Origin of the sequence: Kribbella albertanoniae (genome assembly GCF_004348455.1) — a bacterium.
GTDB classification, from domain to species: Bacteria; Actinomycetota; Actinomycetes; order Propionibacteriales; family Kribbellaceae; genus Kribbella; species Kribbella albertanoniae.
Window position 1 is genome coordinate 16,862 of sequence record NZ_SMKA01000048.1, and the last position, 22,260, is coordinate 39,121.

22 protein-coding genes are annotated in these 22,260 nt (G+C 67.7%); 18 read left to right on the forward strand and 4 right to left on the reverse strand.

Going from position 1 to position 22,260, the window contains the following annotated elements; genetic code table 11:
- Positions 1-8: 8 nt before the first annotated feature.
- Positions 9-1,151 (forward strand): molecular chaperone DnaJ, encoded by a 1,143-nt coding sequence (dnaJ, locus tag E1261_RS13750; protein ID WP_132406525.1) that lies wholly within the window; start codon positions 9-11, stop codon positions 1,149-1,151.
- 2 nt (positions 1,152-1,153) lie between these two features.
- Positions 1,154-1,870, forward strand: a complete 717-nt coding sequence (locus tag E1261_RS13755; RefSeq protein WP_132406527.1) for a 16S rRNA (uracil(1498)-N(3))-methyltransferase — start codon at positions 1,154-1,156, stop codon at positions 1,868-1,870.
- A gap of 4 nt (positions 1,871-1,874) precedes the next feature.
- Here the strand turns inward: E1261_RS13755 and E1261_RS13760 are convergent, their stop codons facing one another.
- Both E1261_RS13760 and E1261_RS13765 read right to left on the reverse strand, forming a co-directional pair.
- Entirely contained in the window at positions 1,875-3,008 is a 1,134-nt protein-coding gene (locus E1261_RS13760; RefSeq protein ID WP_132406529.1) for a GerMN domain-containing protein, read from the reverse strand.
- Complete coding sequence (locus tag E1261_RS13765) at positions 3,005-3,514, reverse strand: SigE family RNA polymerase sigma factor (protein WP_238176200.1); 510 nt, start codon at positions 3,512-3,514, stop codon at positions 3,005-3,007. The genes E1261_RS13760 and E1261_RS13765 overlap by 4 nt, the downstream gene beginning before the upstream one ends.
- A gap of 108 nt (positions 3,515-3,622) precedes the next feature.
- Between E1261_RS13765 and E1261_RS13770 the strand changes: the two genes are divergently transcribed.
- The 7 genes from E1261_RS13770 (at position 3,623) to E1261_RS13800 (ending at position 9,413) form a co-directional block, all read left to right on the forward strand.
- Positions 3,623-4,573, forward strand: a complete 951-nt coding sequence (locus E1261_RS13770) for a hypothetical protein (RefSeq protein WP_132406533.1) — start codon at positions 3,623-3,625, stop codon at positions 4,571-4,573.
- Positions 4,574-4,708: 135 nt separating this feature from the next.
- Complete coding sequence (locus E1261_RS13775; RefSeq protein ID WP_238176204.1) at positions 4,709-5,641, forward strand: PhoH family protein; 933 nt, start codon at positions 4,709-4,711, stop codon at positions 5,639-5,641.
- Positions 5,638-6,117, forward strand: coding sequence for an rRNA maturation RNase YbeY (gene ybeY, locus E1261_RS13780; RefSeq protein ID WP_132406537.1), 480 nt, complete (start codon positions 5,638-5,640; stop codon positions 6,115-6,117). The genes E1261_RS13775 and ybeY overlap by 4 nt, the downstream gene beginning before the upstream one ends.
- Before the next feature lie 7 nt (positions 6,118-6,124).
- Positions 6,125-7,429 carry a hemolysin family protein gene (locus E1261_RS13785; RefSeq protein WP_132406539.1) on the forward strand — a complete coding sequence of 435 codons (1,305 nt, stop codon included), beginning with the start codon at positions 6,125-6,127 and terminating at the stop codon, positions 7,427-7,429.
- Positions 7,430-7,439: 10 nt separating this feature from the next.
- Positions 7,440-7,772 carry a cytidine deaminase gene (locus E1261_RS13790; RefSeq protein ID WP_132169738.1) on the forward strand — a complete coding sequence of 111 codons (333 nt, stop codon included), beginning with the start codon at positions 7,440-7,442 and terminating at the stop codon, positions 7,770-7,772.
- Positions 7,756-8,745, forward strand: coding sequence for a GTPase Era (gene era, locus E1261_RS13795; RefSeq protein WP_132406541.1), 990 nt, complete (start codon positions 7,756-7,758; stop codon positions 8,743-8,745). The genes E1261_RS13790 and era overlap by 17 nt, the downstream gene beginning before the upstream one ends.
- On the forward strand, positions 8,745-9,413 hold the full coding sequence (locus E1261_RS13800; protein ID WP_132406543.1) for a GNAT family N-acetyltransferase: 669 nt from the start codon (positions 8,745-8,747) through the stop codon (positions 9,411-9,413). Before era ends, E1261_RS13800 begins: the two co-directional genes overlap by 1 nt.
- 153 nt (positions 9,414-9,566) lie before the next feature.
- Here E1261_RS13800 and E1261_RS13805 read toward each other — a convergent pair whose 3' ends face one another.
- Together E1261_RS13805 and E1261_RS13810 are read right to left on the reverse strand one after the other, a co-directional pair.
- Positions 9,567-10,559, reverse strand: coding sequence for a GNAT family N-acetyltransferase (locus tag E1261_RS13805; protein ID WP_238176201.1), 993 nt, complete (start codon positions 10,557-10,559; stop codon positions 9,567-9,569).
- Between the two features lie 48 nt (positions 10,560-10,607).
- Positions 10,608-11,024 (reverse strand): PPOX class F420-dependent oxidoreductase, encoded by a 417-nt coding sequence (locus tag E1261_RS13810; RefSeq protein ID WP_132406545.1) that lies wholly within the window; start codon positions 11,022-11,024, stop codon positions 10,608-10,610.
- 96 nt (positions 11,025-11,120) lie between these two features.
- On the opposite strand from E1261_RS13810, the gene E1261_RS13815 reads away from it, so the two are divergent.
- The 9 genes from E1261_RS13815 to E1261_RS13855 form a co-directional block, all read left to right on the forward strand.
- The gene (locus E1261_RS13815; protein WP_132406547.1) at positions 11,121-12,362 is read left to right on the forward strand and encodes a hypothetical protein; all 1,242 of its coding nucleotides are present in this window, start codon (positions 11,121-11,123) and stop codon (positions 12,360-12,362) included.
- 242 nt (positions 12,363-12,604) lie between these two features.
- Entirely contained in the window at positions 12,605-14,278 is a 1,674-nt protein-coding gene (leuA, locus tag E1261_RS13820) for a 2-isopropylmalate synthase (RefSeq protein ID WP_202874670.1), read from the forward strand.
- A 268-nt stretch (positions 14,279-14,546) separates the two neighbouring features.
- The gene (locus tag E1261_RS13825) at positions 14,547-15,647 is read left to right on the forward strand and encodes an ABC transporter permease (protein ID WP_202874672.1); all 1,101 of its coding nucleotides are present in this window, start codon (positions 14,547-14,549) and stop codon (positions 15,645-15,647) included.
- 4 nt (positions 15,648-15,651) lie between these two features.
- The gene (locus tag E1261_RS13830; RefSeq protein ID WP_238176202.1) at positions 15,652-16,557 is read left to right on the forward strand and encodes an ABC transporter permease; all 906 of its coding nucleotides are present in this window, start codon (positions 15,652-15,654) and stop codon (positions 16,555-16,557) included.
- 5 nt (positions 16,558-16,562) lie between these two features.
- Entirely contained in the window at positions 16,563-17,624 is a 1,062-nt protein-coding gene (locus tag E1261_RS13835) for an ABC transporter ATP-binding protein (RefSeq protein ID WP_132406553.1), read from the forward strand.
- The gene (locus E1261_RS13840) at positions 17,621-18,661 is read left to right on the forward strand and encodes an ABC transporter ATP-binding protein (protein ID WP_132406555.1); all 1,041 of its coding nucleotides are present in this window, start codon (positions 17,621-17,623) and stop codon (positions 18,659-18,661) included. Before E1261_RS13835 ends, E1261_RS13840 begins: the two co-directional genes overlap by 4 nt.
- Entirely contained in the window at positions 18,661-18,870 is a 210-nt protein-coding gene (locus E1261_RS13845; protein ID WP_238176203.1) for a hypothetical protein, read from the forward strand. Before E1261_RS13840 ends, E1261_RS13845 begins: the two co-directional genes overlap by 1 nt.
- 55 nt (positions 18,871-18,925) lie before the next feature.
- Positions 18,926-20,767, forward strand: a complete 1,842-nt coding sequence (locus tag E1261_RS13850) for an ABC transporter substrate-binding protein (protein WP_132406559.1) — start codon at positions 18,926-18,928, stop codon at positions 20,765-20,767.
- Between the two features lie 40 nt (positions 20,768-20,807).
- Positions 20,808-22,260 (forward strand): bifunctional GNAT family N-acetyltransferase/NUDIX hydrolase (locus E1261_RS13855; protein WP_132406561.1); only part of this gene is annotated, 1,453 nt, incomplete at its 3' end.

Consider the following 22,260-nt stretch of genomic DNA (forward strand, 5'->3'; position numbering starts at 1 on the left):
TCTGGAGTATGAGCACCGATTACTACGCCGTCCTGGGCGTCAGCCGTGACGCTTCAGCGGACGAGATCAAGAAGGCGTACCGCAAGCTGGCGCGCCAGTACCACCCCGACGTCAACGACTCCGAGGACGCGCACCACAAGTTCCAGGAGATCGGCCGCGCGTTCCAGGTGCTCAGCGACCCGCAGAAGCGGCAGATGCACGACCTCGGTGGCGACCCGTTCGCGTCCGCCGGTGGTGGGCCCGGTGGGTTCGCCGGCGGTCAGGCGTTCACCTTCACCGACATCATGGACGCGTTCTTCGGCCAGACCGGCGGGGCCACCCGCGGGCCGCGGCCGCGGACACGGCGCGGCCAGGATGCGCTGATCCCGCTGCGGATCGACCTGGCCGAGGCCGCCTTCGGGACGACCCGCGAGCTGAAGGTCGACACCGCCGTACTGTGTCCGACCTGCTCGGGTTCCGGTGCGGCGGCCGGCTCCGAGCCGGTCACCTGCGACATCTGCCACGGTCGCGGCGAGGTCACGCACACCCAGCGCTCGTTCCTCGGCGAGGTGCGCACGATGCGCCCCTGCCCGAACTGCCGCGGCTTCGGGACCACGATCCCGAACCCGTGCGTCGAGTGTGCGGGCGACGGGCGGGTTCGCTCCCGCCGTACCGTCACCGTCAAGATCCCCGGCGGCGTCGACTCCGGCACCCGCGTGCAGCTGTCCGGTCAGGGTGAGGTCGGCCCCGGCGGCGGCCCGGCAGGTGACCTGTACGTCGAGATCGAGGTCGAGCAGCACGAGGTCTTCACCCGCAACGGCGACGACCTGCACTGCACGGTCACGCTGCCGATGACGGCGGCCGCGCTCGGTACGACGATCGACCTGCCGACCCTGGAAGGCGAGACCACTCCACTGGAGATCCGCCCTGGCACCCAGTCCGGTACGGCGATGACGCTGACCGCGCGCGGTGTGCCGCGGCTGCGGCATGCGGGACGTGGTGACCTGATCGTCCAGGTCATCGTCGAGACGCCGACCAAGCTCGACGACAGCCAGATCGAGATGCTCAAGCAGCTCGCCACGGCCCGCGGTGAAGAGCGTCCGCACGGCCAGATCCAGGCCGCGCACAAGGGCGTCTTCGGTCGGCTTCGCGACGCGTTCGGCCAGCACTAACAGTGGGAGTCGCGGTCTTCTTCGCCGCCGAGCTGGACGGCGAAGAGCTGACGCTGGACGGTGCCGAGGGCCGGCACGCCGCCGTTGTGCGGCGGATCGGCCCCGGCGAGCGGGTCCGGCTAACCGACGGGCGGGGTGCCTGGGCCGAAGGGCCGGTGGCGACCGCCTCGAAGACCGGGCTGACCGTCACCGTCGACCAGCGCGGAAGCGACCCGGCCGGTACGCCGCGACTCGTCGTCGTCCAGGCGTTGCCCAAGGGTGAGCGGGCCGAGCTGGCCGTGGAGATGCTGACCGAGGTCGGCGCCGACCTGATCGTGCCGTGGAACGCGGAGCGCAGTCAGTTCCGGAGCAACCCGGAGCGGTCCGCAAAGACCCTCGCCAAGTGGCAGGCCTGGGCCTTCGAGGCCAGCAAGCAGTCCCGCCGCTCGTGGTTCGCCGAGGTGGCTCCGATCGCCACCACCGCCGAGATCGCCAAGCTCGTGCAGGACGCGACGCTGCCCGTGGTACTGCACGAGGAAGCGACCGTGCCGCTCGCCGGCCTCGACGTACCGGCCACCGGCGACATCGTGATCGTCATCGGTCCCGAAGGCGGAATCGCACCGTCCGAGCTGGCCGCCTTCGCCGTCGAGCCGGTCCGCCTCGGCAACACCGTGCTCCGTACGTCGACCGCCGGGGTGGCCGCCGCGTCCGCCCTGCTCGCCCGCTCCCGCTGGAGCTAGCGAGCTAGCGCACCTGGATCGTCTTGGTGTCCAGGTCGCTGATGCTGCTGTCCTCGCCGGAGAGCAGATAGGCCTCGATCTGCCAGGCACCCGGGTCGAGCTTGAGCTGGATGGTGAACGGCGAGAACTTCTGGCCCTCCAGCGTGTTCACGATGCTGCCGAACTGCCGGCCGGTCTTCAGGTTCGTGGCGACGTAGTTGACTGTCGCCTCGTAGGCGGCAGCCGTGCCCTTCACGGTGACGAGGCCGCCGGACACCACGGCCCCTTCGGTCGGTGACTCGATCGAGACCAGCGCTTGGACGTCGAGGGCCTGCGCTCGGCCGATCGGCATGGTGGTGTCGACGTGGCCGAACAGCCGGAGGCCGGCCCGGCCGCGCTGGGTGACCTGGACCGGCTGGGTGCTGTCGTTCAGCGCGCCCTGGACGGTGTAGACGAGCTGCTGAGCGGCCATCTCGGCCATCTCCGCGTCGATCCCCGCCTCCGGGAACCGCTTGAAGTCGACCGTGACCACGTCGCCGTTCAAGGTCACCGAACTCACCTCAGCGCCCTTCCAGACCGAGTAGTAGTCCGCATCGTCGGGCTGCTTCGACGTCATGATGCGGACCGCCTGGTACGCCGGCCGCCCGGTCACCTTGGACCAGGTCCGGTAGAGCCGGGTCGCCGACCGCGCCTGCACTGCCGGCTTCTGCGTGGCGGCGCGGCCGGCGGTCGCGTTCCCGAGCCAGTAGATCGGGACAGCCTTGTCCGACACCGCCGCCTCGGGCTTGCCGCGCGCGGGCTGGGTAGAGGCCGACTTGTCCTCGGTCGGGGGCAGCGTCGGCTCCTTCCGCGGGGTGTCCGGCGGGACGGTCGGCGCGCCGCTCGCGGAGGTGGCGTTGCCTTGACCGGCGACCGCGTCACCCTCGTCCGCCGTGTTGAAGTTGCCGTTGAAGACGGTGAACGCACCGACGGCAGCCGCCGTCCCGACGGCGGCCAGCCCGGCCGTCATCACCCACGGGCGGCGCGCGACCGGGCGCCGTACGGCGTGGGCGCGGTTCAGGATCTCGGGTAGAGCGTCGGTCGGCTCGATGCGGTCGGCCTCCTCGGCCAGAGATCGCCGCATCAGCTCGTCGAACGGGTCGTTCGGGTTGTTGTTCATGCGGTCCGCTCCAGGAGCTGGCGCAGCGACTTGGTCGCCCGCGCGGCGTGGCTCTTCACCGATCCCCGGCTGATACCCATCGTGTCGGCGATCTCCGCCTCCGACAGGTCACCGTAGTACCGCAGCACCATCACGGTGCGCTGTTTCTCCGGCAGGTTGCGCATTGCCTCGATCACGCGGTCGGTCTCGGCCGTCCGCAGCGCTGCCTGCTCGGCGCTGGGCTCGTCCGGCAGGCTGCGCGGCATGTGCTTGTCGACCACCACCAGGTGGCGCTGGCGGGAGCGGGTGCGGTTCACCACGGCGGTGCGCAGGTAGGCGAGTGCCTTGTGGGGGTCGCGCAGCCGGTGCCAGCGCCCGTGCATCGCGACGAACGCGTCCTGCACGATCTCCTCCGCCGTTCCGGTGTCACGCAGCAGCAAGGCGGCGAGGCGGACCAGCGACGTGTAGTGCGCCGTGTAGACAGCCGTCAGCGCCTCGTCGGCATTCCACGAGGACTCATGTGTCACGCACTCTTCGTACACCACCGCAGGTTGTGCCACACAACAGAGACGCGAAGGCCCTGTCCCAGGTTGACAACAGGATTCGATGAACCATCAGAGTGGCACTCTCTGTGCATGAAGCAACACGGAGACGGTCACTGGTGCGGGCACCGGGACATCACGTACGCCGCCGTCGCGCGTCTGTACGACCGGTTGTCCCGGGACGGCCTGAGCCGCCAGGAGTACTCCGAACAGCTCGACAAGGCCCAGGCGTACCAGGACCGCCCGCTGGGTGCGGGGGTGATCAAGAACTTCGCCGGTACCGGCAAACCCTTCGTGTACGTCGGACTCGGGCCGACCGGTCACTCGGCGTACGCGAACCCGGACGCGCAGCGAGCGCACTTCATGGCCGACCCCTATCGGCGCGGTGCCGACAACCTGAGGTCGAACACCGAGTACCTCTTCGAGCAGCTGGCCGCGGCCCAGACGGCCGAGTCGCCGCGGGACGAGATGATGCACCTCGGTGCGGCCGCGCACGCGCTGCAGGACAGCTACTCCGGAGCGCATGCCTGGCGAGAGCTCTCCGTGTACGACGGCGATCCCACCGCGCGGGTCCAGTCGTTGCACGTGTTCACCCCGGGGCATGTGGTCGGGTTGGACAAGCATCGCAACACCCACGCCGACGAGTTCGACTCACCACCGGCTAATTCCGGGTCCACGCTGGCCGCGATCGAGGCGACGTACCGGATGTTGCGGGTCTATGAGACGACTCGGGGGATGCCGCCCCAGCAAGCCGAACTTGCGCGCCGGGCCGCGCTCGACGAGCTGGTCCGACCGGCGGAGAACGTCACGGTGAACCTGCACCCGACGCCGGAGTGGGCCGCCGAGCGGGACGAGCGGCTCGCGCTCGAGCAGGCCGGTCCAGGGGCGCAGCGTTCCGGCGAACTCGGCCAGTTGCGAGGCGTCCTGACGGGCACCGCCGCACCCGGTCGGGTGTCACCCGGAGGCCTCCACTTGCCGCCGGAACGAGCGGCTACAGGCGTGTCCCGGGAAATTCGCAGTGAGGCTGTCGGCCGGGACGGCTAGCATGGTCGGATCACCACCACACTCAGGAGGAAGAGCCTGTCCAGGCCACGCAGTATCGAACCGGAGGCGCGCGCAGACGGCGCCACCGCCACCCCGCAGACGTCGCACAAGATCGTCGTGCCGAACAGCATCGACATGGTGGCCCTGCTCGGAGCCCGGGACGAGTTCCTCCGCATCATCGAGAAGGAGTTCGCCGCCGACATCATGGTCCGCGGCAACGAGATCACGCTGAAGGGCGAACCCGCCGAACTGGCGCTGGCCGAGCGGCTGCTGGACGAGCTGGTGATCGTGATCCGGACCGGGCACGGTCTGACCGCCGACTCGGTCGAGCGGAGTATCGCGATGGTCAAGCAGGCCACCGGCGACAGCCCGGCCGACGTCCTGACCCAGAACATCCTGTCCAGCCGCGGCCGCACCATCCGGCCGAAGACGCTGAACCAGAAGCGCTACGTCGACGCCATCGACAAGAACACGATCGTGTTCGGGATCGGCCCGGCCGGCACCGGCAAGACCTACCTGGCGGTGGCCAAGGCGGTCCAGGCGCTGCAGGCCAAGGAGGTCAGCCGGATCATCTTGACCCGGCCGGCCGTCGAGGCCGGTGAGCGGCTCGGCTTCCTGCCCGGCACGCTCTCGGAGAAGATCGACCCGTACCTGCGGCCGCTGTACGACGCCCTGCACGACATGCTCGACCCGGAGTCGATCCCGCGGCTGCTGACCGCGGGCACGATCGAGATCGCGCCGCTGGCCTACATGCGCGGCCGGACCCTGAACGACGCCTACATCATCCTGGACGAGGCGCAGAACACCTCGCCGGAGCAGATGAAGATGTTCCTCACCCGGCTCGGCTTCGGCTCCAAGATGGTCGTCACCGGTGACATCACCCAGGTCGACCTGCCGACCGGGACGAATTCGGGACTGCGGGTCGTCCAGGGCATCCTCGAGGGTGTCCAGGACCTGGAGTTCTGCCGGCTCACCTCGCACGACGTGGTCCGGCACAAGCTGGTCGGCCGGATCGTTTCGGCGTACGAGAACTACGAAGGACAACGGGGCGCTGAGCACCAAAGATGAACGTTGAAGTGAACAACGAGTCCGGCGTCGAGATCGACGGTGGCGGACTGATGCGGCTGAGCCGGTTCGTGATGTCGTCGCTGCGGCTGCACCCGGAGTGCGAGCTGTCGATCAAGCTGGTCGACGAGGACACGATGGCCAGGTATCACGTCGAGTTCCTGGATCTGCCGGGACCGACGGACGTGATGTCCTGGCCGATGGACGAGCTGCGGCCCGGTTCGGACGGCGGTGACGACGCCGAGCTGCCCTTGGGGCATCTCGGCGACATCGCGCTGTGCCCGACCGTCGCCGCCGCCCAAGGTGCGAAGGCCGGCCACGGCACGTGGGCCGAGCTGGAGCTGCTGACCGTCCACGGCATCCTGCACCTCCTCGGGTACGACCACGCTGAACCGGCCGAGAAGGCGGAGATGTGGGACATCCAAGGCCGGTTGCTGGAAGCCTGGCGTGCCCCCGGGAATCGACTCGAAGGACAGTGACGTTGCCGTGAGCTCTCACGACCTAGTACTCCTGGTCGTTGCTGCGGTGCTCGTGCTGCTCGCCGGTTTGCTGGCCGGTGCGGAGGCGGCACTGTCGTCGTACTCGAAGGTGCGGGCCAATGAGCAGGTCGAGCAGGGCAACCTGCGGGCCGTCCGGCTGAGCGCCCTGCTCTCCGACGCACCGCGCTACCTGAATTCGCTGCTGCTGCTCCGGCTGATCTGCGAGATCACCGCGATCGTGCTCGTCACCCAGGCACTGTCCGAGGTCTTCCAGATCACCTGGGAGCACGTCCTGATCACCGCCGTGGCGATGGTGCTGATCTCGTACGTGATCATCGGTGTCGCGCCGCGGACCCTGGGCCGGCAGCACTCGGACCGGTTCGCGATCGTCTCGGCCGGGCCGGTGATGGCGCTGACCCGGATCCTCGGGCCGCTGCCGAAGGTGCTGATCATCATCGGTAACGCGCTCACCCCCGGCAAGGGATTCGCCGAGGGCCCGTTCGCGACCGAGGCCGAGCTGCGCGCGCTGGTCGACTACGCGGAGAAGTCCGCGGTGATCGAGTCCGGCGAGCGGCAGATGATCCACTCCGTCTTCGAGCTCGGCGACACCATCGCCCGCGAGGTGATGGTGCCGCGGACCGACATGGTCTACATCGAGAAGCACAAGAAGCTGCGCCAGCTCACCTCGCTGGCGCTGCGCTCGGGCTACTCGCGGATCCCGGTGATCGGTGAGTCCCTGGACGACATCGTCGGCGTCGTCTACCTCAAGGACGTGATGCGCCGGGTCTACGACAACGCCTCGGCCGAGTCGACCGAGCGGGTCGAGTCGGTGATGCGGCCGTGTATGTACGTGCCCGACTCCAAGCCGGTCGACGAGCTGCTGCGCGAGATGCAGGCGGCCCGGATGCACCTCGCGATCGTCGTCGACGAGTACGGCGGCACCGCGGGCCTGGTCGCGATCGAGGACATCCTCGAGGAGATCGTCGGCGAGATCACCGACGAGTACGACGAGGATCCCGACTCGGTGCAGGAGCTGTCCGACGGCGCCTTCCGGGTCTCCAGCCGATATCCGATCGACGAGCTTGGCGAGCTGTTCGGCGTACCGCTGGACGACGACGACGTCGACACCGTCGGCGGCCTGATGGCCAAGCTGCTCGGCAAGGTGCCGATCCCCGGCGCCGAGGTCGAGATCGCCGGCCTGTCGCTGACCGCGGAGCGGCCGTCGGGCCGCCGCAACCAGGTCGGTACTGTGCTGGTGCGCCGCGAGGAGCCAGCCGCCGGCCGCACCGACCAGAACCACCAGCACGCCTAGGAGCGTTCACTTGTCAGATCTTTCGGCGGAGGACGCCAAACTCGTCACGCTCGCCCGCGCGGCGCGTGCGCGTACCCGTGCGGCCGAGGGTGCCGCCGTACGCGACTCCGACGGCCGCACGTACTCGGCGTGCACGGTCGCCCTCGACACCGTCGACCTGACCGCACTGCAGTTGGCAGTCGCCATGGCGCTGGCTTCCGGCGTGAAGGGTCTCGAGGCGGCAGCTGTCGTCACCGAGGCGGATACTGCTGACATCAACGTCGTACGGCACTTCGCCGGCGCCGCTATTCCGGTCGTCGTGGCCGATCCGACCGGAGAGGTCCGCAATGTCATCAACACCTGAGAAGCCCACCAAGGGCAAGGGCCGCCCGGCCCCCGCGCCTGCCCCCACTCAGCAGCCCACTGGGTTCAAGTCGGGGTTCGCGTGCTTCGTCGGCCGGCCGAACGCGGGCAAGTCCACGCTCACGAATGCGCTCGTCGGCCAGAAGATCGTGATCACCTCGTCGAAGCCGCAGACCACGCGGCACGCCGTACGGGGGATCGTGCACCGGCCGGACGCGCAGCTGATCCTGGTGGACACCCCCGGTCTGCACAAGCCGCGTACGCTCCTCGGTCAGCGGCTGAACGACCTGGTGAAGAGCACCTGGGCCGAGGTCGACGTGATCGGGATCTGCCTGCCGGCCAGCGACAAGATCGGCCCGGGGGACCGCTTCCTGGTCGCCGAGGCCGCGAAGGTCGCCAAGACGCCGAAGGTCGCGCTCGCCACCAAGGCGGACCTGGTCGCACCCGAGCGGATGCTCGAGCACCTGACCGAGATCCAGGAGCTGGGGGAGGCGGCCGGGATCGAGTGGGCCGCGATCATCCCGGTGTCGGCGACTTCCGGCTTCCAGGTCGAGCTGGTCGCGAGCGAGCTGACCCAGTTGCTGCCCGACGGCTTCCCGCTCTACCCGGACGGCGACATCACCGACGAGCCCGAGGAGACCCTGGTCGCGGAGCTCATCCGTGAGGCCGCGCTGGAGGGCGTCCGCGACGAGCTGCCGCACTCGATCGCCGTCACCATCGACGAGATGGGTCTGCGCGAGGACCGTCCCGAGGACAAGCCGCTGCTCGACATCTACGCGAACATCTTCCTCGAGCGCGACAGCCAGAAGGGCATCGTGATCGGGCACAAGGGCGCCCGGCTGCGCGAGGTCGGGGCCGAGGCCCGCCGTCAGATCGAGGCTCTGCTGGGGACGCCGGTCTACCTCGACCTGCACGTCAAGATCGCCAAGAACTGGCAGACCGACGCCAAGCACCTGCGCAAGCTCGGGTTCTGATGGGTTTGCGGAACCCGACGTACGACGCTCTCACCGGCCCGCACGCGCTTTTCGCGGAGTCCCGCGGTAACGCCCACCGCTACCTCCCCGAGGTCGCGCCGTTCCTGAGTGTTCCCGACGAGCCGACCGAGCAGGACTGGGCCGACGCGGCCGCCCTGCTCGACCCCGGTACGACGGTCGCTCTGATGCGACCGGACTTCCCGCTGCCGGAGTCGTTCAAGCTGGACCAGCAGTTCGACCTCGTCCAGTTCGTGGCACCGGACGGGCTGGGCGCGGTCGACGATGAGGCGGTCGCTCTGACGGCGGACGACGTACCGGAGATGGTCGCCCTGGTCGCGCTCACCGACCCGGGCCCGTTCCGCACCCGCACGATCGAGCTCGGCCCGTACCTGGGCATCCGCCGGGCCGGCGAGCTGATCGCCATGGCCGGTGTCCGGCAGACGCTCCCGTCGTACGCGGAGATCAGTGCTGTCTGCACGCACCCCGACCACCGCGGTCAGGGCCTGGCGCGCCGCCTCATCCGGGCGGTCGCGGCCGAGATCACCGCAACCGGCCGCACCCCGTTCCTGCACACCGGCGGCACCAACGTCACCGCCCAACGCCTCTACACCGCCATGGGCTTCACCATCACCAACCGCATGCACGTAACCATCGTCGAAGCGGTCTAACTCCCGCCCCGGTGGTTGCTCGCCGCGGCTGGGCTTACAGAGGGGGTGTGGACACCCTGTGGGGGGGTGTGAACAAGTAATGACCTGTTCACGCCCACCATTTCCTGTTCAAACCCCCGGTTGTCGGCGGGATGACTGCGAACCGCTGAGGTGCTACAGCTTCTTCTGGTAGTCGAGGAAGCGGGCGACGATCTCGTAGTTGAGCTGTTCGTTGATGCTGATCATGTGGTTGTTGGACTCGGCGTTCCAGGTGTCGACCCGGGCGAGCTGGGGCTCTTCCTCGCGCAGCCACTGCAGCATGCCGGCCTTGAGCAGCGCGCCGAGGCGGTGACCACGGTGATCGCGGGAAACCGACGTGTCGTGCTGCCAACCCATCTCCGGACGCTCACGCTCGACAGCGATCACGGTGTGACCGGCCAGTGCACCGGTCTCCTTCTGCCGCGCGACGAGCCGGTAGATGGTGTTGTCGCACTTCGCCTGGGCCTCTTCGTAGGCGCGCAGCCGCTCGGTGCTGTAGACGTCGTCCTCGATCTCGAGGTCGTCGGTCGGCGCGTCGTTGATCGACTCGGCGACGGCGATCATTTCCTCGACCATGTCGTCCGGCAGCGCGCCCTTGATCCGCAGCAGTTCGTACTCGGTGGACTTGGCGACAGCGCCGTCGTACAGGTTCTGTACGGCGTTCCAGTCGAGGCCGGTGAGTTCCTGCTTGCGGTTCACCTCGACGGCCTTCTGCTCGTAGCCGTGCTCGGTCGCCAGGGCGATGTCCCGCGGGGTGTCGAAGGTGTTGAGGCCCATCATGGTGCGGCCGGCGTCCCGGGCTTCCTGCTCGGCGAACGCCGTCAGCTCCGCCCAGACCGTCGTACCGTCGCGATGGTCGGGATGGACCCAGACGTCGAACCACACCTGGTCGGTGTTCTCGTACTTCGGGAAGTGCAGGCCGACCGTGCCGACCAGCGTGCCGTCGGCGTCGTGGGCCAGGTACTTCTTACCGGGGTTGAGGTCCCAGCCGTAGCGCAGTGCGTTCGCCAGCCCCTTCGGGGTCGACATCACCAGCCCCGGGCAGTCGACCTTCGCGGCGGCAGTCTCCAGGGCTGACGCGGCGGCTACGCCGGCTTCGTCGTCAGGCGACAGTCTCGTGATCTCCACAGCCCCAGAGTGCCTCCCGCGACCCGGTCGCGCGACCCATTTAATGTGTCAGCTGGGCGACGGCATTCCGTAGGCGTGGTCCACGGTCATTGAGAAGATCAGCCGTTTGTCCTGCACCATCACGGCCCGGTACTCATCCCAGTCCGGGTGCTCACCCGACCCTTTCCGGTAGTAGTCGACGAGCTCCTCGACTGTCGCGTCGTACGGGTCGGCGGCGACCGGAGTGAGCTCCGCCTTTCCTTCCAGGACCAGGTACGAGCGGCCGTTCGCACCGTTGATGTAGATGCTGGCGCGCGGGTCCCGGCGCAGGTTCTTGGTCTTCGCGCGGTCGTCGGTCAGCGAGATGCGGACGCGCTCGCCGTCGTACACATAGGTGATGTTCGACAGTTGCGGCCGGCCGTCGCGCTTGAGCGTGACGAGCACACCGAGGCCGGTAGTGCCGATCCGTTCGAGGAGGGAGGTCATAGCCGAGAGCCTAGGTATTCAAGTGCCCTTGAAGGCAAACTGCGCGGCGCGTTCGGCTCTGGTGAGCCTTCGGTGGGCGGCGGCAGAGTGGTAGGCATGGAGCGGACCGGCCTGCGTGAAGACGAACGCTCCAGCCGGCCGCAGGTCAGCCGTGCCGAACCTGAGGTGAACAGCTCCCAGGCCACGATGCTCCAGCTCCAGCAGCAGGCAGGCAATGCCGCCGTCAGCCAGAAGGTTGCCGAGCAGCAACCGGCCGTCGTCGGCCCGTCGGGCAAGCTCACCGTCAATGCCCCGGAGGAGAAGGCCACCAAGGAGCTCGGGTTCGGCCAGTTGCAGCTGGTCGCCGGAGGGTCGGCCGATTTCGAGGTCATCGCGCCAGGTGCCGGCGACAGTGCGGTCAAGGGTGCAGGCGGAGTGGTGACCGACGGCAAGGGTGCGTCGTACCAGGGTGAGGTTTCGACCGAGCTGCACAAGTTCACCAGCGGACTGCTCGAGGGCAGTGCGTGGAAGGGGAAGTTCGGCGGCGAGGCGAACGCGGACAAGGGCAAGCTCGGGCTGGAGACCTCGCTCGACGGTGAGGCGTACGAACTGAAGTTCGGGTTCACGCTGCTGGAGGTGGACGGTAAGGCCGCCGCGGACGAGCAGATCAAGTTCGCCACCCTCGAGGCCGGACTCGATCTGAAGCTCAAGGAGTTGTCCTTCACCGCCGCTGACGGAACCCAGCTCAAGATCGCCCCGAAGACCACTCTCAAGGTCGTGCTCGAACCGAACTACCGGCGGATCGCGACCTCGCTCGCCGAGAAGGCCGCAGCGCTGCTCACCGCCGAGGCACTGATCGCCGGTGGACTGATTGTGGGCGGGCTGGCCGCGATCGTCGGCACGCTGGCGACCCTCGGCGACGGTGAGGACGAGGCCAAGGCGGTCGACAACGCGGTCAAGGGCCGCGCCCAGATCGTCGACGGGTTCACCGCCGGCGCACTCGGGCAGAAGCTGTCGATCGCCGACGACTTCACCGGTGAGGGCTACAACCGCGGTCAGCAGTGGCGCCGGGACATGATGTCCGGGCAGAACGCCCAGGGCATCCCGGTGCCGGCCGTCGTACTGAACGAGAAGCTGGCCGAGATCGAGCCGCTGATCCGGGCGAGTGCGCAGAAGACCGCGAACCAACTGATGCACGAGGCCCTGGTCGAGCGCTACTGGGAGATCCACAGCTGGCAGCGGGAGCTGTGGGGCGAGATCGACACCCGTTTCATGATGCTGATGGAGGGTGGCGGATTCGGCCGGCCGGGGATCATCGAGGGTCGCGACGGCGGCGGGCGCTCGGTCCTGCCGCAGTAACGCTCCGTGTCTCGGTCCGTGGGACCCCCGGTTCGACGCGTGGGCGGGGTTGTGCATAGACTCACAGTCACTATGCGGCACCAGCTTCTCCTCCTTCGCTGCCGCGGCGAGGCCTGACAAGGCCGGTTCCCTCGCCGCGGAGTTCTGTTGTACGCCGGTCGGCCCGCGTACTGCACATACTTCCGAGGAGAATCCCCGTGGCACCGCAGAACCAGCCTCAGCCTGTACAGCAGCCTTCCGGCATGCCGATCCACCGCTACAGCGCGTTCCCGCCGATCGACCTGCCGGACCGCACCTGGCCGGCCAAGACGGTCGCCAAGACCCCGCGCTGGCTGTCCACCGACCTCCGCGACGGCAACCAGGCGCTGGTCGAGCCGATGTCGCCGGCCCGCAAGCGGCGGATGTTCGACCTGCTGGTGAAGATGGGCTACAAGGAGATCGAGGTCGGTTTCCCGAGTGCGAGTCAGTACGACTTCGACTTCGTCCGCAGCCTGATCGAGGGTGACGCGATCCCGGACGACGTGACGATCTCGGTGCTGACCCAGGCCCGGGACGAGCTGATCGAGCGGACCGTGCAGTCGCTGCAGGGCTCGCCGAAGGCGACCATCCACCTCTACAACGCGACCGCGCCGCTGTTCCGCCGGGTCGTCTTCAACGTCGACAAGGCCGAGTGCCTGAACATCGCGGTCCGCGGCACCGAGACGGTGATGAAGTACGCCGACGACATGCTGGGCGACTGCGAGTTCGGCTACCAGTACAGCCCGGAGATCTTCACCGGGACCGAGCTGGAGTTCGCGCTCGAGGTCTGCGAGGCGGTCAGCGACCAGTGGCAGCCGGCCGCCGGGCGCGAGATCATCCTGAACCTGCCGGCCACCGTCGAGATGTCCACGCCGAACGTCTACGCCGACCAGATCGAGTGGTTCAGCCGGCACCTGACCCGGCGCGAGCACAGCACGATCAGCCTGCACCCGCACAACGACCGCGGTACGGCGGTCGCCGCCACCGAGCTGGCGCTGATGGCCGGTGCGGACCGGGTCGAGGGTTGTCTGTTCGGCCACGGTGAGCGGACCGGGAACGTCGACCTGGTGACGCTGGGGATGAACCTGTTCAGCCAGGGGATCGACCCGCAGATCGACTTCTCCGATATCGACGAGATCCGCCGTACGGTCGAGTACTGCACCCAGATGCGGGTCCCGGAGCGCCAGCCGTACGCCGGTGACCTGGTCTACACCGCCTTCTCCGGCTCGCACCAGGACGCGATCAAGAAGGGCCTGGAGGCGCTGGACAAGCAGGCTGCCGCCGAGGGTCGTCCGGTCGGCGAGATCCACTGGGAGGCGCCGTACCTGCCGATCGACCCGAAGGACGTCGGCCGGTCGTACGAGGCCGTCATCCGGGTGAACTCGCAGTCCGGCAAGGGCGGTATCGCGTACATGATGAAGGCCGAGCATCGGCTCGACCTGCCGCGCCGGCTGCAGATCGAGTTCAGCCGGGTGGTTCAGCAGCACACCGACACCGAGGGTGGCGAGGTCGGCCCGCAGCAGCTGTGGGACATCTTCGCGGCCGAGTACCTGGCGCCGGGCAAGCTGTCGCTGCTGACGGTCAACTCGTCGTCCGGCGAGGGCCAGAGCGACCAGCTCCGCGTGCAGGTCTACTCCAACGGCGTACCGCACGAGCTGACCGGTGAGGGCAACGGCCCGGTCTCGGCGTTCGTCGACGCGATCAAGCCGCTGAAGTACGACGTACGGGTGCTGGACTACCACGAGCACGCGCTCTCGGCCGGTGGTGACGCCCTGGCCGCGGCGTACGTCGAGTGCGAGGTCGGCGACGACGTCTTCTGGGGTGTCGGCCGCGACGCCAACATCCTCACCGCCTCCCTCAAGGCCGTGGTCTCCGCGATCAACAGAGCCACTCGCTGACCTAGCAAACAGTCGCCCGTCATCTCAAGGGATGGCGGGCGGCTTTTGCGTTGCGGTCGACCGTGATCCGGCACACACCGTGGCAGGATCGGTGCGGAGGGCGATGGTGGTCTCACGATTCGGTGTCTGTCACTTCCGAACGTCTGAAACCGTTGACTTGGTGCCTGCGGCTGCGCAAACTAGCGCCACTGTGCGCAGATCAATGCAAGAGATCGTGCATTAGACCAGTCCTATGTCAGCTCGTCGGGGTCCTCGATGGAGGTGAGCAGTGAGCGGTGCGGTCGACACACCTGCCCAACAACTGATCGAAGGGCCGGTGGACGAACCGAAGCCCTCGGCGGCGCGGCGGTTTCTCAGCGCCTGGCTGGTCCGGAGACTGGCCAAGGCGATCCTGACGATCTTCCTGGTGTCGACCCTGACGTTCTTCCTGGTCCGGCTGCTGCCGGGGAACCCGGTCGACACCTACATCCAGACCCAGATCGCGCAGACCGGTATCTCGTACGACGACGCCGCGGCGCAGGCGAAGAACCTGTTCTCGCTGGACCCGGACGAGCCGCTGATCCTGCAGTACCTCACCTACATGGGCAACCTGGTCCAGGGTGACTTCGGTACGTCGCTGCTCTCGCCCGGCACCACGGTCGCCCAGGTGATCCAGACCTACCTGCCGTGGACCCTGTTCTCGGTCGGTATCGCGCAGATTCTCAGCTTCGTGCTCGGCATCATCGCCGGCATGATCATGGCGTACCGCCGGGAGAGCTGGATCGACCATCTGCTCACCTCGATCGGATCCCTGCTGCACGCGATCCCGAACTACATCGTGGCGATCCTGATCGTCGTGTTCCTCGGCGTGAAACTGCAGGTCTTCAACCTGACCGAAGCCCGCGGTTCCTACACGCCAGGCGTCGAACCGGCGTTCAGTCTCAGCTTCCTGAACGACATCCTGTACCACGCAACCCTGCCGATCCTGGCGTATCTGCTGACCACTGTGGGCTCGTGGGCGCTGGTGATGAAGTCGTCGACGGTCGAGACGCTCGGCGAGGACTACGTGACGGTGGCCCGGGCGCGCGGCCTGACCGACAGCCGGATCCGCACCGGGTACGTCGGACGGAACGCCGTACTGCCGCTGTTCAGTCAGCTCGCGGTGTCGCTCGGCTTCGTCGTCGGCGGCTCGATCTTCGTCGAGAAGATCTTCGGCTACCAGGGCATCGGCTTCAGCCTGTACAACGCCGTCTCCGGGCGCGACTATCCCGTTCTGCAAGGCATCTTCCTGGTCGTCACGATCTCGGTCGTGGTGGCCAACCTGCTCGCCGATGTCCTCTACAGCCGGCTGGATCCGCGGATCCGGGTCGGCGGGAAGGCCAAGGGGTAAGCGCGTGGCCACCGACACTGTGACCAGCGGCGCCGTCGCCGCGATCGGGACGACCGGGGTCTCCCGGTTCGCCGGGATCCTGCGCTCGTTGCGCCGCAGCCCGGCCGGGTTCATCGGCTTCATCATCGTGGCGCTGCTGGTGCTGATCACCTCGATCGGCCCGATCTTCACCCCGACGATCGAGCCCAACATCAAGGAGATCCTGCTGCCCTTCGGGTCGCCCGGGCATCTGCTCGGCACCGACAACGAGGGTAAGGACGTGCTGATCCAGATGATCGACGGCGGCCGGTCCGTCATCTTCATCGGGTTCGTCGCCGCCGCCATCTCGACCGCCCTGGCGATCGCGCTCGGATCGCTGGCCGCCTACCTCGGCGGCTGGGTCGACTCCGCGGTCGTGACGGCGGCCGACGTCGTACTGACCGTGCCGCAGATCGTCCTGCTCGCCGTCCTCGGCGCGCTGTTCAAGCTCGACTCACCACTTCTGCTGGCGTTGCTGGTCGGTGGATTGTCCTGGCCGGTGCTCACACGGGCTGTGCGGTCCCAGGTGCTGTCGCTGAAGGAACGTGAGTTCGTCGAGGCGGCCCGGCTGCTCGACCTCGGCACGCCGCGGGTGGTGTTCGTCGAGATCCTGCCGAACATGGCCAGCTTCATCCTGATGAACTTCATGATCGGCGTGACGAACGCGATCTACTCGCTCGTCGGCCTGTACCTGCTCGGCCTCGCACCACTGACCGGATCGAACTGGGGGATCATGCTGAACCGCGCCTGGATCGCCGGCGCGATCTTCAACGACGCCAGTCTGGGGTTCATCCTCAGTCCGGTCGTCGCCATCACGTTGCTCCTGCTCGGTCTGGTGATGATGACCAGATCGCTCGAGGAGATCCTCAACCCCCGTCTCCGGGACCGGTGATCGGCATGACTGTTCCTGTGACAAGTGCTCGCGCCGTGCGTGGCGGGACCGGCAAACCCCTGCTCTCGATCCGCGACTTCAAGGTCGAGTACCGGACCGGCTCCGGTACGACGGTGCAGGCGGTCCGTGGTGTCGACCTGGACCTCTATCCGGGCGAGAGCCTGGCGCTGGTGGGCGAGAGCGGTTGCGGTAAGACGACGTTCGGGCTCGGTCTGCTGCGGTTGCTGCCGCGGCTCGGGCACGCGTCCGGCCAGGTCACGTTCAACCGCGGTGACGGGACCGAGATCGACGTACTGGGTCTCGATGGTCGCGATCTGCGGCAGTTCCGGTGGCGGGATGCCGCGATGGTGTTCCAGGGTGCGATGAACGCCTTCAACCCGGTGCTGAAGATCCGCGGGCACATGCACGACACGATGCGCGCGCACACCAAGGCCACCAAGCAGGAGATCGAGGAGCGCGCGGCCGAGCTGCTCCGGCTGGTTCGGCTCGAGCCCGAGCGGGTGATGGACTCGTATCCGCACGAGCTGTCCGGCGGAATGCGGCAGCGGGTGCTGATCGCGATGAGCCTGCTGCTGGAGCCCGAGGTACTGATCCTCGACGAGCCGACGACGGCACTCGACATCCTCACCCAGCGGTCGGTGGTCGACGTACTGCACGAGGTACGCGAGCGGCTCGGCTTCTCGATGATCTTCATCTCGCACGACCTCTCGCTGGCCGCCGAGCTCGCCGACCGCGTCGCCACCATGTACGCCGGCCGCATCATCGAGACGGGTGGTGTCCGGGACATGTTCTACAAGCCGCGGCACCCGTACACGCTCGGTCTGATCAAGGCCGTGCCACCGATCGTCGGCGACCTGCCGGATCTCGAGTCGATCCCCGGCGGACCGCCGAGCCTGGCCGCGTTGCCGACGGGCTGCTCGTTCCACCCGCGGTGCAAGTTCGCGACCGACGAATGCCAGGAGGTGGATCCGCCGTTGATCCCGATCACCGACGAGCCGGGTGACGCCCACGACGTCGCCTGCATCCACTCCGATCAGGTCCACCTCGAACGGAGGACCGCATCATGACCGCGGTCGACGAGACTCCCGCCGTACAGGATGCGTCCGGCAAGCCGTTGATGACGCTAGACGGGGTCAGCCAGGTGTTCGACACCAAGGCCGGGCCGATCCGTGCGGTCGACCAGGCCAACCTGTCGATCAACCCGGGCGAGGTGTTGTGCCTGGTGGGGGAGAGCGGTTCGGGGAAGACGACGGCGGCCCGGATGGCGGCTGGGCTCACCCGGCCGAGCAGCGGTCAGGTGATGTTCGACGGCACCGACATCTGGTCGCTGAAGAAGCGGGACTTCCGGGACTTCCGGCGCAGCGTGCAGTACGTCCACCAGGACCCGTACGCTTCGCTGAACCCGACCCGTACGATCCAGCAGACGCTCACTGCGCCGCTGCTCAAACACGGTGTGGTGAAGGGGAAGCAGGCTGCCGCCGAGCGTGCGTACGAGTTGCTCACGAAGGTCGATCTGACGCCGCCGGAGAACTACCTCTCGAAGTACCCGCACCAGCTGTCTGGTGGCCAAAGGCAACGAGTTGCGGTCGCCCGGGCGCTCACCCTGGACCCGAAGATCATCATCGCCGACGAGTCGACCTCGATGCTCGACGTGTCGATCCGGATCAGCGTGCTGGCGATGCTCGGCCGGCTGCGCGACGAGCTCGGCGTCGGGTTCCTGTTCATCACCCACGACCTGGCGATCGCGAAGTACTTCGGCTGGCGCGGCCGGACCGCGGTGATGTACCTCGGCCGGATCGTCGAGTTCGGCCCGACCCCGCGGATCATCAACGCGCCGACGCACCCCTACACCCGGGCACTGATCGACGCGATCCCGGAGCCGGACCCCGATCTGACCCGCACCAAGAACGCGGAATCCCTGCGCAGCCTGGAGATTCCGAGCCTGGCGCACCTGCCACCGGGCTGTGCGTTCCACCCGCGCTGCGGCCGGTTCGAGGACGGGCTGTGCGACGGCGACGTACCGCAGCTGATCCAGGTCCGGCCGGGCCAGTCGGCCGCCTGTCACGTGGTCGCCCGGGACGGCGCCGATGAGCCGGCGGCCTGATGCCTCCGGAGCTGGGGCGGATGGCGCTCGGCTGGGCAGCCTTTCTGGTGCTCGGCGCGGGCGTCCTGCTGCTCACGCTCACGCCCGGTACGCCGGAGTTCGTGGTCACGTTGTTCACCTTGTTCTTGGGCCTGTTCCTGGGCCTGATCGTCGTCGCCGGTGTCGTCTGGACCCGCCGACGGACGAAGCGAGAAGACGGTCAGCAGTAGTTCAGTACAACTGGTCGCGCGACGGCGTGCGGTCAGGATCAGGAAAGGACCGAGGATGAGTCCCACCGGCAGTAACGAGTCCGCGGCACGGGCCCGGACCAACGAGGTCTCCCGCCGCAACGTGCTCCAGCTCTTCGGCTTCGCCGGTCTCGGCGCTGCCGGTCTCGGCTCGGCCGTGGCGTGCTCGCCCAGCAAGCCCGCCGCCCAGGGCGGCAGCGGCGGTGAGAAGGAGTTCCACGGCGCGTATCCGTACCAGCTGCCGCCGAAGGGCCACTTCAACCTGGCCGCCGGTGTCCTCGACGGCATCCAGCAGGCCGGCAGCCCGTACATGGACCTCGTCTACCCCAGCGCCGGCCTGTACTACTGGGCCGACAAGAAGTGGGAGTGGATGATGGCCGAGTCCGGCACGCTGGACGAGGCGGCCAAGACCTACACCCTCAAGCTGCGGTCCGGCCTGACCTGGAGCGACGGATCGCCCGTGACCAGCAAGGACGTCGTCGCGACGTCCAACCTGCGCTGGCTGATGCGCCAGCAGGACTGGACGTTCCTGTCCGACGTCAAGGCGACCGACGACACCACGGTCGTCTTCACGATCGGTACGCCGTCGACTGTGCTCGAGCGGTACATCCTGCGCGCCCCGATCCTGCCGTCGGCCGTGTACGGCGAGTGGGCGACCAAGGCCGAGACGCTGCGCAAGGCCAAGGGCAGCCTGGACGACGGCGAGGGCAAGACCCTCAACGGCGACTTCCAGAAGTTCCACCCGGAGAACCCGATCGTGTCCGGGCCGTTCAACTACGACCCGAAGACCATGACGAACGCGCAGATGTCGCTGGTCAAGAACGACAAGGGCCTGTTCGCCGACAAGGTTGGCTTCACCAAGGTCGTGCTCTACAACGGTGAGACTTCCGACATCACCCCGACGGTGATGAACAAGGACGTCGACTACGCGACCCACGGCTTCGCGGTGGCCAGCGAGAAGACCTTCGAGAGCAACGGTTTCCGGATCCTGCGCCCGCCGGTGTACTCCGGTCCCGCGCTGGTCTTCAACTTCACGACCCGCCCGGAGTTCGCCGACGTTCGCGTCCGGCAGGCGATCGCCTACGTCCTGGACCGCGGCGAGAACGGCACGATCGCGCTCGGCGAGTCCGGCAAGGCCTGCAAGTTCATGGCCGGTTTCTCCGACCAGACCGTTCCGGACTGGGTCTCCGACGCCGACCAGAAGAAGCTGCAGGCGTACGAGAAGGACTTCGCCAAGGCCACCCAGCTGCTCACCGAGGCCGGCTGGAAGAAGGCCGGCGACAAGTGGCAGACTCCGGCCGGTAAGCCCGCGGCGTACGACATCAAGTTCCCGACCGAGTTCGCCGACTGGAACCCGGCCGCCACCAACGCGGCCGACCAGCTGACCAAGTTCGGCTTCAACATCACCAAGCGCGGGATCACCTTCACCCAGCTGACCCCCGACGTACTGGCCGGCAAGTTCGACCTGGCGATCCAGAGCTGGGGCGCGTCGTCGCACCCGCACCCGTACTTCTCGTTCGTCCAGGACCTCTACACGTTCAACTACGTGACGGCCGCGAACCAGGGCGGCAAGGGGATGAACTTCCCGCTCAAGCAGAAGACCTCGGCCGGCGACATCGACCTCAAGGCCGTCGTCGACAAGTCCGCGCAGGGTCTGGACGTCGAGGAGCAGAAGAAGAACGTGACCGCCGCGGCGCTCGCGTTCAACGAGCTGCTGCCGATCATCCCGCTGTGGGAGCGGTACGGGAACAACCCGGCGCTGGAGGGCAAGCGGGTGGCCAAGTTCCCGGCCGACGACGACCCGATCCTGAAGAACGCGCCGTACGCCGACAACTTCGTCATCATGGGCATGTACTCGGGGAAGATCGCGCCGGTTTAATCGGTAGCTTCTGACCCTGGGAACTGATTGGGTCGGCCGGGTGATCACCGTTCGCGAGATCGACCCGGCCGACCCTGTTCTGTTCGACCAGTGGTACGACGCCCTGCACGCGGGGGTGGTCGCGGGACGGTCGGCGGCCCTCCTCGGAACACGGGAGACGTTCGCCGTCTCACTGCGCGACCCGTCGCCGCTGAAGACCCGGCTCGCGGTCGTTGCCCTGGACGACGATCAGGTCGTCGGGGCGATGCTCTTCGAGTACCGGTTGCAGGACAACCTGGACAACGTCGACGTCGAGATCGACGTACCGCCTTCGTTTCGGCGCCGTGGCGTTGGTACGGCGTTGTGGCAATGGGCCGCGACCCGTGCCGCCCAGCTCGGGCGGACGATCTTCCAGACCGAGCTCGGCGTTCCGTCGTCGCCGTGGCCCGGGTCCGTGTTCGCGGAGGGGTTGGGTTTCACGGTCGAGCACGTCGAGGACCATCTCGTCGTACCCCTGCCGTATGACTCGGTGCGGCTGGCTGAGCTGCGGGAGTCGGCGGGCAAGCTCGAGGGTTACACGCTGACGTCGTGGGCGGGGGTCTGCCCGCCGGAACACCAGCAGGCGTACGCCGATCTGCACACGGCGATGGACAACGACGTACCGACCGGCGGGATGACGCGCGAGACGGTGCCGTGGACGGTCGAGCGGTTGGTGGAGGGTGAGGAGCGCGTGGATCGCAGCTACCTCGCGCTGGTGACGATGGCGCACACCGACGCCGGCTCGCCTGCTGGGTACACGCTGATCTACGTTCCGCGGACGGATCCGGACAATGTTCAGCAGGACGACACGCTGGTTTTGCGGGACCACCGCGGGCACAACCTCGGCACGCACTTGAAGCTGGCGAACCTTGAGTTGCTCGCTGAACATCTTGAGGCGCAGTCCTCTCTGCACACGTGGACCGCGCTCTCCAACACGGCGATGCAGAAGGTCAACGCGCGCTTCGGCTTCTCTGTTGTCGAGCAGAATCAGGAGCTGGAGCTCACGCGCCCTCGATTGCGCCCGGCCGCACGCGCCATCATCCTCGATCCCGACGACCGGCTGCTGCTGGTCCGCTTCGAGTTCGACGACGGGCCGCTGTGGGCCACACCCGGCGGTGGGCTGGAGCCGACCGAGTCCCTGCAGGAGGGCCTTCGTCGCGAGCTGACCGAAGAGGTCGGCCTCACCCTGACCGAGGATCCGCCGCTCGTCTGGCACCAGGAAGTAGTTGCCGAAGGCCACGCCGACGGCTACGAAGGCGTCATCAACGACTACTTCCTGATCCGCACCCCGGCGTTCGACGCCGCTGGCACCTTCACGGCCGACGAGATGGCCGCCGAGAACGTTCACGGCCACCGCTGGTGGACCCTGGAAGAACTCCAAGCCCACGAAGGCCGCTTCGCTCCCCGAGACCTCCCGTCCCTGGTCGCCGACCTCCTCCGCACCGGCCCACCCACCATCCCCCTCGCCCTGGGTC